13 protein-coding genes are annotated in these 14,966 nt (G+C 41.5%); 5 read left to right on the top strand and 8 right to left on the bottom strand.

Going from position 1 to position 14,966, the window contains the following annotated elements:
* Positions 1 to 133: 133 nt before the first annotated feature.
* From lon to hda, 5 genes are all read left to right on the top strand, one after another.
* Positions 134 to 2,551 (top strand): endopeptidase La, encoded by a 2,418-nt coding sequence (gene lon / locus AC30SH_RS01840; RefSeq protein ID WP_315027990.1) that lies wholly within the window; start codon positions 134 to 136, stop codon positions 2,549 to 2,551.
* Positions 2,552 to 2,677: 126 nt separating this feature from the next.
* Positions 2,678 to 4,525, top strand: coding sequence for a peptidylprolyl isomerase (gene ppiD / locus AC30SH_RS01835; RefSeq protein WP_489582029.1), 1,848 nt, complete (start codon positions 2,678 to 2,680; stop codon positions 4,523 to 4,525).
* A 125-nt stretch (positions 4,526 to 4,650) separates the two neighbouring features.
* Positions 4,651 to 5,277: a uracil phosphoribosyltransferase gene (gene upp / locus AC30SH_RS01830; protein WP_006719274.1), complete on the top strand. Its 627-nt coding sequence runs from the start codon at positions 4,651 to 4,653 to the stop codon at positions 5,275 to 5,277.
* A gap of 132 nt (positions 5,278 to 5,409) precedes the next feature.
* Positions 5,410 to 6,654 carry a nucleobase:cation symporter-2 family protein gene (locus tag AC30SH_RS01825; protein ID WP_212509942.1) on the top strand — a complete coding sequence of 415 codons (1,245 nt, stop codon included), beginning with the start codon at positions 5,410 to 5,412 and terminating at the stop codon, positions 6,652 to 6,654.
* Positions 6,655 to 6,765: 111 nt separating this feature from the next.
* On the top strand, positions 6,766 to 7,470 hold the full coding sequence (gene hda / locus AC30SH_RS01820) for a DnaA inactivator Hda (protein ID WP_212509943.1): 705 nt from the start codon (positions 6,766 to 6,768) through the stop codon (positions 7,468 to 7,470).
* A gap of 6 nt (positions 7,471 to 7,476) precedes the next feature.
* On the opposite strand, the gene AC30SH_RS01815 is transcribed toward hda, so the two are convergent.
* The 8 genes from AC30SH_RS01815 to AC30SH_RS01780 form a co-directional block, all read right to left on the bottom strand.
* Entirely contained in the window at positions 7,477 to 7,929 is a 453-nt protein-coding gene (locus AC30SH_RS01815) for a methyltransferase family protein (protein WP_315027986.1), read from the bottom strand.
* 54 nt (positions 7,930 to 7,983) lie between these two features.
* Positions 7,984 to 8,598, bottom strand: a complete 615-nt coding sequence (locus AC30SH_RS01810; protein ID WP_048749277.1) for a YfgM family protein — start codon at positions 8,596 to 8,598, stop codon at positions 7,984 to 7,986.
* 9 nt (positions 8,599 to 8,607) lie between these two features.
* On the bottom strand, positions 8,608 to 9,885 hold the full coding sequence (hisS, locus tag AC30SH_RS01805) for a histidine--tRNA ligase (RefSeq protein WP_006719281.1): 1,278 nt from the start codon (positions 9,883 to 9,885) through the stop codon (positions 8,608 to 8,610).
* A 25-nt stretch (positions 9,886 to 9,910) separates the two neighbouring features.
* Complete coding sequence (ispG, locus tag AC30SH_RS01800) at positions 9,911 to 11,014, bottom strand: flavodoxin-dependent (E)-4-hydroxy-3-methylbut-2-enyl-diphosphate synthase (RefSeq protein ID WP_021615982.1); 1,104 nt, start codon at positions 11,012 to 11,014, stop codon at positions 9,911 to 9,913.
* 10 nt (positions 11,015 to 11,024) lie between these two features.
* Positions 11,025 to 12,065 carry a RodZ domain-containing protein gene (locus tag AC30SH_RS01795; protein WP_109104055.1) on the bottom strand — a complete coding sequence of 347 codons (1,041 nt, stop codon included), beginning with the start codon at positions 12,063 to 12,065 and terminating at the stop codon, positions 11,025 to 11,027.
* 215 nt (positions 12,066 to 12,280) lie between these two features.
* Positions 12,281 to 12,832: a type IV pilus biogenesis/stability protein PilW gene (pilW, locus tag AC30SH_RS01790; RefSeq protein ID WP_212509945.1), complete on the bottom strand. Its 552-nt coding sequence runs from the start codon at positions 12,830 to 12,832 to the stop codon at positions 12,281 to 12,283.
* Between the two features lie 24 nt (positions 12,833 to 12,856).
* Positions 12,857 to 14,011, bottom strand: a complete 1,155-nt coding sequence (rlmN, locus tag AC30SH_RS01785) for a dual-specificity RNA methyltransferase RlmN (RefSeq protein WP_006719285.1) — start codon at positions 14,009 to 14,011, stop codon at positions 12,857 to 12,859.
* A gap of 239 nt (positions 14,012 to 14,250) precedes the next feature.
* Positions 14,251 to 14,769 (bottom strand): SprT family zinc-dependent metalloprotease, encoded by a 519-nt coding sequence (locus AC30SH_RS01780; protein ID WP_109104057.1) that lies wholly within the window; start codon positions 14,767 to 14,769, stop codon positions 14,251 to 14,253.
* Positions 14,770 to 14,966: the final 197 nt, after the last annotated feature.

Genomic DNA, 14,966 nt, shown 5'->3' with positions numbered 1-14,966 from the left:
CAACATTTTCAACAATAAAAACACGTTAAAAAATCACCGCACTTTTATGTGTTGGCATATCCTTTTGATGCTTGAATTTACGGAATCCACCCCAATATTAGGCGAAATCAACGGAATTTAGATAAGAGAGTACATGATGAGAGCAAAAAAATCAGAATTACAAACCATACCGGTATTGCCATTGCGCGATGTCGTCGTGTTTCCTTTTATGGTCATGCCGTTATTTGTAGGCAGACCAAGATCCATTAGCAGCCTTGATGATGCCATGAATAATGGCAAACAGCTGTTATTGGTTTCGCAAAAACAGGCAGAATTAGAAGAACCGTCCATTGACGATTTATATGATGTCGGCACCATTGCCAATATTATCCAGTTGCTCAAACTTCCTGATGGCACCGTGAAAGTGTTAGTGGAAGGACAACAGCGCGCCAAAATTCATCAAATTGAAGATTCCGGTGAACATTTTCAAGCACAGGTAGAGCCGCTTAATAGCACGCTTGGTAATAAAAAAGAATTACAAGTTGTTCACAAAGCAGCCTTAGATGAATTCCAAAACTATGTGAATTTGAATAAGAAAGTACAGCCGGATATCCTTTCCGCACTTCAACAAATTGAAAATTTGGAACAAGTTAGTGACACCTTAGCCTCCCATTTACCGGTTTCCGTTGCCCAAAAACAAACCGTACTAGAAATGACCAATGTAGTGGAACGTTTTGAGTATTTGCTGGGTTTAATGCAGTCCGAAGCGGATCTATTACAGGTGGAAAAACGCATTCGTAGTCGCGTGAAAAAACAAATGGAAAAAAGTCAGCGCGATTATTACTTAAACGAACAAATTAAAGCCATTCAAAAAGAACTTGGCGAAGAAGAAAATGCGATAAGTGAAATTGAACAGCTTCGTCAAAAAATTGAAGAGGCAAGAATGCCTTTGGAAGCACGTGAAAAAGCCGAAGCTGAATTGCAAAAACTGAAAATGATGTCGCCAATGTCGGCTGAAGCCACTGTTGTGCGCAGTTATATTGACTGGATGATTCAAGTGCCTTGGCATAAACGCACCAAAGTGAAAAAAGATCTCGCTAAAGCACAAGAAATTTTAGATGCCGATCACTATGGTTTGGAGCGCGTGAAAGAGCGTATTTTGGAATACCTTGCCGTGCAAACCCGTTTAAATCAATTAAAAGGGCCAATTCTTTGCTTGGTAGGCCCTCCTGGTGTCGGTAAAACCTCTTTAGGACAATCTATTGCCAATGCAACAGGGCGTAAATATGTGCGTATGGCATTAGGCGGCGTGCGTGATGAAGCAGAAATTCGTGGTCACCGTAAAACCTATATTGGTTCCTTGCCAGGCAAATTGATTCAAAAAATGGCAAAAGTCGGTGTAAAAAACCCACTCTTTTTGTTAGATGAAATCGACAAAATGTCTTCTGATATGCGTGGCGATCCAGCTTCTGCTTTATTAGAGGTATTGGATCCGGAACAAAACGCCCATTTCAACGATCATTATTTGGAAGTGGACTACGATTTATCCGATGTCATGTTTGTGGCGACCTCAAACTCCATGCACATTCCAACGCCATTATTAGATCGTATGGAAGTGATTCGTTTATCCGGTTATACAGAAGATGAAAAACTGAATATCGCCACTCGCCATTTGATCAACAAACAAATGGAACGCAACGGGTTAAAAGCTGGTGAATTAACCATTGATGACAGTGCGATCGTGGATATTATCCGCTATTACACTCGCGAAGCCGGTGTGCGTAATTTAGAACGTGAAATTTCAAAAATATGCCGTAAAGCCGTAAAAACGTTACTGTTAGATAAGAAATTAAAATCCATCAAAGTGACGGCGAAAAATCTACACGATTACCTTGGCGTGAAACGCTTTGAATTTGGTCGTGCAGATACGCAAAATCGTGTTGGCGAAGTCACCGGTTTGGCATGGACGGAAGTCGGCGGCGATTTACTGACGATTGAAACCGCCTCAGTGCTAGGGAAAGGTAAACTCAGTTACACAGGCTCCTTGGGCGATGTAATGAAAGAATCCATTCAAGCGGCAATGACTGTCGTACGCGCCCGTGCAGATAAATTAGGCATTAATCCGGAATTCCACGAAAAACGCGATATTCATATTCACGTTCCGGACGGTGCGACACCAAAAGACGGTCCGAGCGCAGGGATTGCCATGTGCACCGCATTGGTATCCTGCTTAACCGGTAATCCGGTGAAATCGGAAGTGGCGATGACCGGTGAAATCAGCCTACGTGGCAAAGTATTACCAATTGGCGGTTTAAAAGAAAAATTATTGGCAGCCCACCGTGGCGGCATTAAAACAGTGATTATTCCAAAAGACAATGTGAAAGATTTGGAAGATATTCCGGAAAACGCCAAACGTGATTTGAACATTCATGCGGTAGAAACCATCGATGAAGTGTTAACCATTGCGTTGGAAAACCCACCAAGCGGTGTTGAGTTCGTAAAGCTTGAACCGATTTCTGCGGTGAAAAGCAGTCGTCGTAAGAAAAGTATTTCTCCAAGTGCGGTCAATTAATTAAACGTTTTTAAAAAGCCAAATTATCATCGAATAATTTGGCTTTTTTTATTTTGCTAGTGCGTGTAAAGGCGCTTTAGATTATAATCGTGCAAACTTTTGCTTTATTTTTATAGGATACGTTTCATGGTAATGGAAAAACTACACGGAGCCTCAACTAACTGGGCCTCCAAGTTTCTTTTTGGTTTTATTACTGTCACATTTGTTATCAGCTCGATGGCAGGTTATCTTTATACCCGAGTGGATAACTCAGCAGCAAAAGTGAACGGAGAAGAAATTTCACAACAAGCGTTTCAAAATCAATACAATATTGCATCACGTAATTTAACGCCTCAAGAAATCGATTCACCGGCACAAGTGGCCAATCTTAAACGTCAAGTACTTGCCTCTTTAATTGATCAAGAACTACTACGCCAATACGCTAACGAACTTAAATTAGGTGTTAGCGATGCACGTATTAAACAAGAAATCGTCACCACGCCAACTTTCCAAAATAATGGCAAATTTGACAATACGCTATATCAACAAACACTACAAAATAATGGGATTTCTGCTGAAACCTATGCCGGTTATGTTCGCGAAGCATTACGCCTAGAACAATTACAAAGCGGTTTAGGCACTACTACCTTTAGCGTCCCTGCTCAACAAGAAAAATTAGCAAAACTTTTCTTCCAAAGCCGTCAAATTCGTTTAGCAAATTTACCTTTAGCCAATGAAATTGCCAAACAAGAAGTTAGCGATGAAGAAATTCAAGCTTACTACGATGCACACAAAGCTGAGTTTACCATTCCGGAAACTGTAAAAGTACAATACCTCGACTTATCCGGCGCGGCGATGGAGAACAATATCAACATTACTGATGTAGAAATTGCACAATATTATCAAGATAATAAACCCCAATTCACAACCCAAGGACAACAACGCTTAGCCCATATTCAAGTAAAAACAGAACAGCAAGCACAAGAGCTATACCAACAGCTACAAAATGGAGCAAATTTTGCAGATTTGGCAAAAAATCACTCGATTGATCCAACCAGTGCAGAGCGCGGTGGGGATTTAAGCTGGGTAAGTGCGGGTGAATTTCCAAAAGTTTTTGAAGATGCTGCAAATGCCTTAGCTGTTGGTCAATATAGCCAACCGGTAAATCTTGACAATCACTACCATATTATTTTGGTGGAAGAACGCAAAGAGCCACAGTTACAACCATTAGAAAGCGTAAAAGCGCAGATCGCGGCACAAATCCGTCAAAACTTAGTCAATACACAATTTTATTCCGTTGAAAAACGTGTTGCAGAAAAAGCATTTGAAGATCCTTCTTCATTGAATGCGGCTGCAGAAGTAGGCGGTGTCAAAGTACAAGAAACGGCATATTTTTCTCGTGATGATATTCCTGCTGAACTGAATTATCCTAATGTCGTTTCTGCGGTTTTCGATTCTGATCTTTCCCAAGGCGGTAGCAACTCTGAACCGATGAACGTGGGTGAACAACATTCTGTCGTCGTTCGTGTGCTTGATCATAAACCTCAAAGCATCAAAACATTAGATGAAGCCAAAGCTGACATTACCGCACATTTAAAACATCAAAAAGCAGAAGCAGTCGTATTAGCTCAAGCAGAACAAATTGTCCAAAATTTATCTGAAGGCAAGTCTGTTGAAGGCGTAAAATTTGGTGCAGAACAAACTTGGGTCTTTGCCGAAAATAAAGATCCTGTGTTAAACAATACGGTATTTTCCATGGCGAAGCCGGAAGAAGGTAAAACTACCTATAAAGCCGCTAGCAATGCAAATGGTGATGTCGTTATCATTGCATTAGATAAAGTGGTTGATGGCGAATTAACCGAACAAGAGCAAAAGCAATTTGCCGTGCAAATTGAGCAACTCTCTCAAGTGAGCTTACAAAACAGTTTATTAAATGCACTACGCACTAAAGCGAAAATTGAGATAAACGACTCATTTATTAACCAAGAGCAATAATCAAGCGTAATGCCTATGATGTCATAGGCATTATTTTTGAGCTAAATTTGAGAAGCAACAGGCTTTGATATATTATTCCGCGATTTATTTTTCGCAGCGAACCGTCTAATATTAAGGAGATAAAAATGAAATTAGTTGAAGTCAAACACCCTTTAGTGAAACACAAATTGGGTTTAATGCGCGCAGCAGAAATTAACACGAAAAAATTCCGTGAATTGGCAACAGAAGTCGGAAGTCTATTAACTTATGAAGCGACATCCGATTTAGAAACGGAAAAAGTCATTATTGACGGTTGGTGCGGTCCGGTTGAGATTGACCAAATCAAAGGTAAAAAAGTCACTGTTGTACCGATTCTACGTGCAGGCCTTGGCATGATGGACGGTGTGTTAGAGCACGTTCCAAGTGCGCGTATCAGCGTTGTCGGTATGTACCGTAATGAAGAAACCCTTGAGCCGGTGCCTTATTTCCAAAAATTAGCCAGCGATTTAGATGAACGTTTAGCTATCGTTGTTGACCCGATGCTAGCAACCGGTGGTTCCATGATTGCAACCATCGATTTGCTCAAACAAAAAGGGTGCAAACACATTAAAGTTTTAGTATTAGTTGCCGCACCAGAAGGTCTTGCTGCATTAGAAAAAGCGCATCCGGACATTGAATTATACACCGCGGCAATTGATGATCACTTAAACGAAAACGGTTATATCATTCCGGGTTTAGGTGATGCAGGAGATAAAATTTTCGGTACGAAATAATCCTGAAACCGGAAATTTTATTAACACGTTAGGCGGATTTTTATCCGCCTCTTTTGCGGTCAAAAGAAATGAAAATGTTTCGAAAAATGACCGCACTTTTTAAGTTAATTCAGACAGAGAGTTGAAACTTACATGGCACATACAACACAAGCTGCAATCACGGAGCAACAGAGCTCCATTAAACAAGCATTTGTGGGTTTACAAATGCTATTCGTTGCCTTTGGTGCATTGGTTTTAGTACCGTTAATTACCGGATTAGATGCCAATACAGCCTTGCTCACCGCTGGTATCGGTACTTTATTATTCCAACTTTGTACCGGCAAACAAGTGCCGATTTTCTTGGCCTCTTCTTTTGCCTTTATTGCCCCGATTCAATATGGTGTCGCCACTTGGGGTATTCCTGCCACAATGGGCGGTTTAGCCTGTGCAGGCTTGGTTTATTTAGCGCTGAGTACATTAGTCAAATTACGTGGTGCTGCAGCATTAGAACGCATTTTCCCTCCAGTAGTCGTGGGTCCGGTCATTATTATCATCGGTATGGGCTTAGCGCCGGTCGCTGTCGATATGGCACTCGGTAAAAATAGCGCTTACCAATACAATGATGCTGTTTTAGTGTCTATGGTAACCCTCATCACAACCTTGTGCGTGGCGGTCTTCTCCAAAGGGCTAATGAAACTTATCCCAATTATGTTCGGTATCACCGTCGGTTATGTTCTATGCCTTTTCATGGGGCTCATTAATTTCCAACCGGTTTTAGAGGCGCCTTGGTTTAGTCTGCCAAACATCACCACACCTGAATTTAAATTGGAAGCCATTTTATATTTACTGCCAATTGCCATTGCGCCCGCCGTGGAACACGTAGGCGGCATTATGGCGATTAGTTCCGTCACCGGCAAAGACTTCATCAAAAAACCGGGCTTACATCGTACTTTGTTGGGTGATGGTATCGCAACGAGCGCAGCATCATTATTAGGCGGTCCACCAAATACAACCTATGCAGAAGTCACCGGTGCAGTCATGCTCACCCGTAATTTCAATCCAAATATCATGACTTGGGCGGCGGTCTGGGCAATTGCCATTTCCTTCTGTGGAAAAGTCGGTGCCTTTTTATCTACCATCCCAACCATCGTGATGGGCGGTATCATGATGTTGGTGTTTGGTTCCATTGCCGTTGTGGGCATGAGCACCTTGATCCGCGCCAAAGTCGATGTCACCGAGGCACGTAACCTTTGCATCATTGCGGTGGTCATGACATTTGGTATCGGTAACATGTTCGTTGACGTCGGTGGTGTGTCCTTAAAAGGAATCAGCCTTTGTGCCGTGGTTGCCATCATTTTGAACTTGGTATTACCTAAAGCGAAAAACGAAGCCGCATAAAAGGCATATGTAACAGTCATTAGCGGAAAGGAAAAATATCCGCTAATGACTTTCTAATTTTAAAAATTTCGTTTATTCTTACCAGACTTTTCAGCATTTTCGGTATTTGATTTGAGCGAGCCATATTTCCAACTTCCTCTCCCTATTCATCAATTTGATAATGACACCCTGGAAAATTTCTACGCGGAAAACAATCAGCTTCTGCTCAGCTCTCTACAAAAAAACTTTTCCCATCTCAGCCAACCTTTTTTCTATCTTTGGGGTCAGCGTGGTTACGGGAAAAGCCATCTATTAAAAGCTATTTGTCATCATTACTTAACGCATCAACGACCTGCGCTATACGTGCCTTTGAATAAAGCACAATATTTCTCTCCGGCAGTACTGGAAAATCTAGAGCAACAAGAATTAGTGTGTTTGGATGATTTACAAGAAGTGATTGGCAATCCGGATTGGGAAGTGGCTATTTTCGATTTAATTAATCGAATCCGAGAAACCGGAAAAACGCTTTTAGTGATCAGCGCGGATCAATCTCCGACCAATTTATCAGCCCATTTACCGGATTTGGCGTCTCGTCTTACATGGGGCGAAGTGTATCAATTAATGCCGGTAAATGATCAACAAAAGATAGCGGTCTTACAACTGGCGGCACATCAACGCGGCATTGAATTACCTGACGAAACGGCTAATTTTCTCTTCAAACGTTTAGAACGGGATATGAAAACCTTATTTAATGCGTTAGAAAAACTCGATCAAGCTTCATTACAGGCGCAACGTAAACTAACGATTCCCTTCGTTAAAGAAATTTTATCTTTATAATTGCTGTTATAACCATCTACGCGTACGCTGGCAATAGTCTGTAAACTCAGCCCCAAATAAACGCTTGAGTCCCTCTTCTTCCGGTTTAATTTGGAATTTGGTGACATACCAAATAAATAACCCTACACCAAACAACGCCGACAGTGAACCGAGATAAACCATCCAAGCCAATAAAATAAAAACAAGGCTGAGATACATCGGATTTCTGCTCAAACGATAAATACCACCGGTGACTAATTGAGAAGCCGTTTCAAGTTGAAAGGGATTCAAGGTTGTTTTCGCCAATAAAAACTGCAAAACACTGGCTGCTCCAATGACGCAACCCATTCCGCCGAATACAATCACCAACCACAAAGAAGAGGGAAATTGCAAAACAGGCGGAAGGAATTTCATCAACAATGCACAAAAAACAAAAATTAATGGCGGTGGAACGGGGATGTGACATTTATTCAATGACATAGGCATACCTTATTCAGGACAAAAGAAAGGCTTGGGAAAACCAAGCCTCAAAAACTATAAATTATTTAACCGCACTTGAATGAGTTGTTGCTCTAACGGCGTAGCATTCTGTTGAGCTTGCTGATAAGCGCTTTTCGCTGCGTCCTTATCACCTTTCGCCAACTGAATATCGCCGACCAACATATTCTTAGCGCCATTCCAAGCTTGATCTTTCACTAACTTCAAACTTTCCAACGCAGGATCAAATTGCCCAAGTTGGAATTGCACCGCAGCCAAACGTAATGCACTGACAGAAGATAAAACATCATCCGTTGATTGTGCTACTGCCTGTTTTAACGCGTCTTCAGCCTGTGCAAAATCTTGATTCTCTACCGCAATCTTTGCTTTATCTAACAACGCTAACACCGCATAGCCGGTTTTCTCATTATTTTTGATAAATTGAGAAAACTGCTCTTCTTGTGCTTTCGGATCTTTTGCATAGTTAAACAACACTTGCTCATACTCGGCAGAGGCATTGTGGATTTTCTGTAACTGATGAGATTGCCAGTAGTTCCAACCGAATACGCCACCAAATGCAATGACAAAACAAACAATAATAAACTTATAGTTTTCTTGCCACCACGCTTTAATAGCACTGAGTTCTTGTTCTTCTTCAATGGTATACGCCATATTTTTTCCTTATTTGAATGTGTTTTGAATGTGATTAATGATGTCGCCTAATGCCACAACCGCTTGTTCACTATGTTGCAACAAGTTTTTTACCACCACTTGTTGGTTTTTCACTTCATCTTCGCCGATGACCAAGGCTAACTTCGCTCCACTTTTATCGGCTCGTTTAAATTGTTTTTTGAAATTCCCACCACTGCAGTGTAAAAGCGTACGTAAGTGCGGTAATTCTGAACGAAGTTTTTCCGCCAAATTAAAGGCTGCTACGGTAGTGCCTTCGCCTTGATAAACGATGTAAATATCCACCGCACTTGGCAAGGTAATCTGTGTATTCACTTCCTGTACCAACAGGACTAAACGCTCCAAGCCCATAGCAAAGCCAACACCACTTGTGGCATGACCGCCTAGCTGTTCAACCAACCCATCGTAACGACCACCACCGCAGACGGTACCTTGCGCGCCTAAAGCGGATGTCACCCATTCAAATACGGTTTTGTTGTAATAATCCAAGCCGCGCACTAATTTTTGATTGATTTCGTATTGAATCCCTAAATTATCAAGCAAGGCGCATAATTGCGCAAAATGTTCGCGGGAATCATCGTCAAGATAATCGTGTAATTTCGGTGCATCATTTAGCACTTCTTGAACACGTTGATCTTTACTGTCCAAAATCCGTAACGGATTGGTGGTTAAACGACGTTTGCTGTCTTCATCTAAAATATCGATGTGATTTTGTAAAAAATCGACTAAGGCTTGACGATAATTTTTACGCGCCTCTAATGAACCGATGGAGTTAAGTTGAAGCGTAACATGGTCAAAAATGCCTAAATCCTTCCATAAACGGGCGGTTAAGGCGATAAGCTCCGCATCAATTTCCGGATTAGGAATCCCGAAAATCTCCACGCCCACTTGATGGAACTGACGATAACGACCTTTTTGCGGACGTTCATAACGGAACATCGGCCCCATATACCATAAACGTTGTTCTTGGTTGTACAACAAACCGTGCTCGATACCGGCGCGAACACAACCTGCCGTGCCTTCCGGACGCAAAGTCAAACTTTCTTCATCACGGTCATCAAACGTAAACATTTCTTTTTCCACCACATCGGTGACTTCACCGATAGCGCGGGCGAATAACGGTGTGCTTTCCACAATTGGCATACGGATTTCCGCGTAACCATACGCACTTAAAACAGACCGCACTTTATTCTCAACCCATTGCCATAGGGGAGTTTCTGTTGGTAAGCAATCGTTCATTCCACGAATTGCCTGAATAGTTTTTGCCACAATAACTTCCTGTGTTTATTAAAAATTAAAGAATACGATTTTTAGGATCTTGCTGCGCAACACGAGCGCGGATTTTTGCTTCTAATTGATTAATCAAATCATCGTTATCAAAACGTTCTTTCTGGCGCTCACCGTCAAGATAATAGCCGCTTTTCTTATTGCCGCCGGTGACACCTAAATCAGACACCAACGCCTCTCCCGGACCATTGACGACACAGCCGATAATTGACACATCCATCGGCGTAATAATATCTTCCAAACGTTGTTCCAGCGCATTTACCGTGCCAATCACATCAAATTCCTGACGAGAACAGGTTGGGCAAGCAATAAAGTTAATGCCACGAGAACGAATACGCAGTGATTTTAAAATATCAAAGCCCACTTTGATTTCTTCTACAGGATCCGCAGCTAAAGACACCCGCAACGTGTCACCGATCCCTTCAGCCAATAACATACCTAATCCGATGGCAGATTTCACTGCACCGGCACGCGCACCACCGGCTTCAGTAATACCTAAATGCAAGGGCTGTTTAATCGCCTTGGCAAGTAAACGATAGGATTCCACCGCCAAATACACATCGGAGGCTTTAACACTCACTTTAAATTGATCGAAGTTCAAACGATCTAAAATTTCAACATGGCGCAATGCCGATTCCAACAAGGCTTGTGGCGTCGGTTCACCGTATTTTTCCTGAATGTCTTTTTCCAGTGAACCGGCATTCACCCCAATACGAATTGGGATATTTTTATCTTTAGCGCAATCCACCACGGCGCGAATACGATCTTCACGTCCGATATTACCCGGATTGATACGCAAACAGTCCACACCATATTCGGCGACTTTCAACGCAATGCGGTAATCAAAATGAATATCAGCGACTAATGGCACGCTCACTTGCTGTTTAATTAATTTGAAGGCTTCCGCCGCTTCCATGGTTGGCACGGACACCCGTACAATATCGGCACCTACGCGCTCTAACGATTTGATTTGCGCGACCGTGGCCTCAACATCGGTAGTTCTTGTGTTGGTCATAGACTGTACCGCAATCGGTGCATCACCACCGATAGGTACATTCCCCACATAAATTTTCGTGGATTCTCTACGCTGAATTTTTGGCTTTTCTAACATTGTTCGCCCATTATTGAGGTAATTTAAATTTTGCGACACGCCCGTCAAGTGTTAATGGGAAAGCTTCGCCTCTATAAATAATTTTGACATTCCCCGGCGCACCGATAATTAAAGAATAAGGCTCTTCTTCGTTAAAACTTAACACATCGCCTTGCTTATATTCTTTTTGTGCTAACACCTTACGATTTTTGTCTTTTACACTAATCCAGCAATTACCGATCACTTCAATGTATAAATTATCATTTGTCGCGACCGCAGAAACATTTGGATTTTCCACCGCACTTTCAGTTACAGAAGATGTTGTAGTTGTAGCGGCGGTTTCCATTGGTGAACTTTCAGGCATGGCTGCCGTTTGCTCTGCACCGTTGATTTTGGTCATTTCCGATTGCAACACATTTGCCGGTGTGACTTCTGTTTCAACAACTACTGGTGTAGCAACCACATTCTCTTGCGGCTTAACTTCAACAGTAGCCTCAGTCGATACTGGTTCAACAAGATGATTTTCTGCCTGACTAATCGGCTGTGTCACCACAGACACATTATCAACATTGGTTACTGTCGCTGGCGTTTCTGTTGAGAATTGGGTATAAGAATTCACTAAATTATCACGCTCTGCATTGGATTGCTGATGGCTTTCCCACCACCACATGCCTGTCATGCCAAGCACCACAAGCACAACTAAGGTGGTCAAATAACCTACCCAACGATTATGAGAGGAATATTGATTAACAGAGCTGGTCGCACGAGCATTTTTACCTAAGTCATTTTGTTGCTCGTCACCAAAATCAATCACATTCAGCCATTCGCTGTCTGCAATCTTGAGAAATTTTGCATAGCTACGCACATAGCCACGTACAAAAGTTGCAGGCGTTGAGCCATGAATAAATCGATTATTTTCAATATCTTGCAGAATTGAAGGACGTAATGAAATGGCTTGAGAAACGGCTTCCAATGAAAGATTTAAAGCTTCTCTTGCCAAACGAAATTTATCACCAATGGTGATTTCTTGTGCACTATGTTGTGATTCTTGAGTTGTTTTAGATGTATTCATAGGAATGGTATTTTTAGCTAAAAATTAAGTGCTAAAGTTTAAGGTGGTAAGGCAGGTTTTGCAACAGTTATATGGCGTTATTGTTATCTGACATGGAAATTGTCACACTGTACAAAATCAATTTTAAATGGCATTTTCACCTATTTTCGGAGAACAAAAGCAATCACAAAATAATTGGCTAAAAACACTGGCAAAAATGACCGCACTTTGATCGACTATTGTGCCCGCAAAGCTAATTTTTTTGCTCTTTCCGGATCCATTTTTTCAAGCATTAACAGATTTTCCTGATAAACCGTTAAATCCTTTGCTGATAAAGCACAGAGTGCAAGATTTTCGTAAGTATCAGTCTGCCGATAATAATTAGGCGCCTTTAATGCTTTATGGAATTGCTCATAGGCGGCAGAATATTTACCTTGCAAACAAAGAAAGGTACCGAAATTATTGAAAACATCACCTTGCTTTTTGTCTAACTTAATAGCAGTCAAATAGGCTTTCTCTGCTTGAATCACATCGCCCTGTTGCTGATAAAAATAAGCGCGCACCGCATGCACTAAATAGTCATCGGGCGCATAAGAAAGCGCGCGATCTAAATTTGCCTTGGCTTGATTGTAATCTCGTTGCTGCAAATAGCCCAGCGCTAATTCAACACGAGCTTTTGCCGCCTGTTGTTTATCAAAATCAGATGATACCTGTTGGGAAACACAGGCAGAAAACAGAAAGGGGAAAATAAACGGTATGATTCGAGTAAAGAACGAGAAATGAACCATTTATTTTCCTCCGAGTTTGAATGGTTACTGAACTTGAACGGCAATCGCCTCGCCAAAACGTTTTTTCTGTGCAGTACGTTTAGTCCGGTCAATGACATCGCCGGCTAATTGTCCGCAGGCAGCATCAATGTCGTCGCCACGGGTTTTGCGCACAATCACGGTTAAACCGTATTCCATCAAGGTTTTTTGGAATCGGTCAATACGCGTATTAGAACTTTTCGCATAAGGTGCTTCCGGGAACGGATTCCATGGAATCAAATTGATTTTACATGGCGTATTTTTTAACACTTCTGCTAATTGATGCGCGTGTTCCACATGATCATTCACATGATCCAACATGACATATTCGATGGTCACTTTGCCATGGTTGGCGTTGGAAACGCTTAAATAGCGATTCACCGAATCAATCAAGGTTTTGATATTGTATTTTTTGTTTAGTGGCACGATTTCATCACGCAATTCATCGTTTGGTGCGTGCAAGGAAATCGCTAATGCCACATCAATCATTTTGCTTAAATTATCGAGCGCCGGTACCACACCTGAAGTGGATAATGTCACACGGCGTTTGGATAGTCCGTAGGCAAAATCGTCCAACATAATTTCCATCGCCGGCACCACATTCGCCACATTCAATAGCGGTTCGCCCATGCCCATCATTACCACATTGGTAATCGGGCGCACGCCTGTCACACCAAAATTGCCGATGATTTTCGATGCGCGCCATACTTGCCCAATAATTTCCGACACCGTTAAATTACGGTTAAAACCTTGTTGCGCGGTAGAACAAAAAGTACAAGCCAATGCGCAACCAACCTGTGAAGAAACGCATAACGTGGCGCGATCCGCTTCCGGAATGTACACGGTTTCTACTTGCTGATCGCCGACCTGCATCGCCCATTTAATGGTGCCGTCAGCAGAACGCTGTTCCACCGCCACTTCCGGGGCTTTAATTTCTGCCACGGACTTTAATTTTTCCCGTAATTTTTTGTTTAAATTGGTCATATTGTCGAAATTGTCTTCACCAAAATGGTAAATCCATTTCACCAACTGATCGGCGCGGAACGGTTTTTCACCTAATTCGGCAAAAAATTCACGCATCTGCGCACGGGTTAAATTCATTAAATTGACTTTTTTTGCCGGTTCGGCAACAGCTTGCGCTGATACTGTTTGTTCTGACATGGAGCCTCGTTATTACACATTACGGCGGATACCGAAATTTCTTGGTTACATTTTAAACAATAGAAAAAATAAGGGTGCGATTGTACTGATTTCGGTTTCATTAATCTAGCGATTTTGTATGCACCGCACAAACGTTCAGAAAAATGACCGCACTTTTTTGTGAAGCAGATCGAGAAACGAGAAAAAAGAAGGTGTTTTTTTATGGGAAATAAGCCGAAACGAAGCAATAAACGGAGCGGTTAGTTTTCTTCATTTTCCACCCCAATCCAATTTAATTGGGTTTTACATTTGCGACAGAAATACACCGCACTTTCACGCTGAATTTTATTATGACGGCGGACGCTGAGCTTATGAGTTTGACAAGCACAGTGATATGTAAAGGTTTTTCCCTGCACGGAAGATAAATCAAATTGGTGGTAGGTTTCTGCGGGCAAATGGAATATCTCTTGCATCACAAATTGCCATTCTTTGCCATGAGGTTGCACATGGCCATAATGCTGATAAACCACAATATGGGCCAACTCATGCAATACCACTTGCTGAATAAATTCTTCCGAATTTTCCAACAATAAAGTGCGGTTAAAATTGATGGTATTTCGTTGCAAATAGGCAACACCTGCCTTGACACCTTTTAATTCATAATGAATTTGCGGAGGTATAAAAACTTGTTTGAAATATTCTTCCGTCACCTGTAAACCATATTGAATACGGCGGAGAATTTGCATTTTTACAATACGAAAATGATTTTCAGTTTGCATAACAAATAAATTGAGTTTAAAGGTTGTTGCATTTTTTAAATATAATAAAAAAATTAAAAATTAATTTATTCTTTTGATTTCAATTAATTATACATCAACATTCCATATGCATTAAATTGATTTTCCTGCTACAATTAGCATAATTTTTATACCAACAAAATGTTCTTTTCTATTTCTATATAACATAACAGGAGGAA

This window comes from Aggregatibacter sp. HK296 (assembly GCF_980469475.1).
The sequence above is the reverse complement of the archived record's forward strand: the minus strand, read 5'-3'. Positions and strand labels throughout refer to the sequence as shown.

Coding starts and splice junctions, on each gene's coding strand:
- lon (WP_315027990.1), top strand. CDS start 134: ATGATGAGAGCAAAAAAATCAGAATTACAAACCATACCGGTATTGCCA.
- ppiD (WP_489582029.1), top strand. CDS start 2,678: ATGGTAATGGAAAAACTACACGGAGCCTCAACTAACTGGGCCTCCAAG.
- upp (WP_006719274.1), top strand. CDS start 4,651: ATGAAATTAGTTGAAGTCAAACACCCTTTAGTGAAACACAAATTGGGT.
- AC30SH_RS01825 (WP_212509942.1), top strand. CDS start 5,410: ATGGCACATACAACACAAGCTGCAATCACGGAGCAACAGAGCTCCATT.
- AC30SH_RS01815 (WP_315027986.1), bottom strand. CDS start 7,929: ATGTCATTGAATAAATGTCACATCCCCGTTCCACCGCCATTAATTTTT.
- AC30SH_RS01810 (WP_048749277.1), bottom strand. CDS start 8,598: ATGGCGTATACCATTGAAGAAGAACAAGAACTCAGTGCTATTAAAGCG.
- ispG (WP_021615982.1), bottom strand. CDS start 11,014: ATGTTAGAAAAGCCAAAAATTCAGCGTAGAGAATCCACGAAAATTTAT.
- AC30SH_RS01795 (WP_109104055.1), bottom strand. CDS start 12,065: ATGAATACATCTAAAACAACTCAAGAATCACAACATAGTGCACAAGAA.
- pilW (WP_212509945.1), bottom strand. CDS start 12,832: ATGGTTCATTTCTCGTTCTTTACTCGAATCATACCGTTTATTTTCCCC.
- rlmN (WP_006719285.1), bottom strand. CDS start 14,011: ATGTCAGAACAAACAGTATCAGCGCAAGCTGTTGCCGAACCGGCAAAA.
- AC30SH_RS01780 (WP_109104057.1), bottom strand. CDS start 14,769: ATGCAAACTGAAAATCATTTTCGTATTGTAAAAATGCAAATTCTCCGC.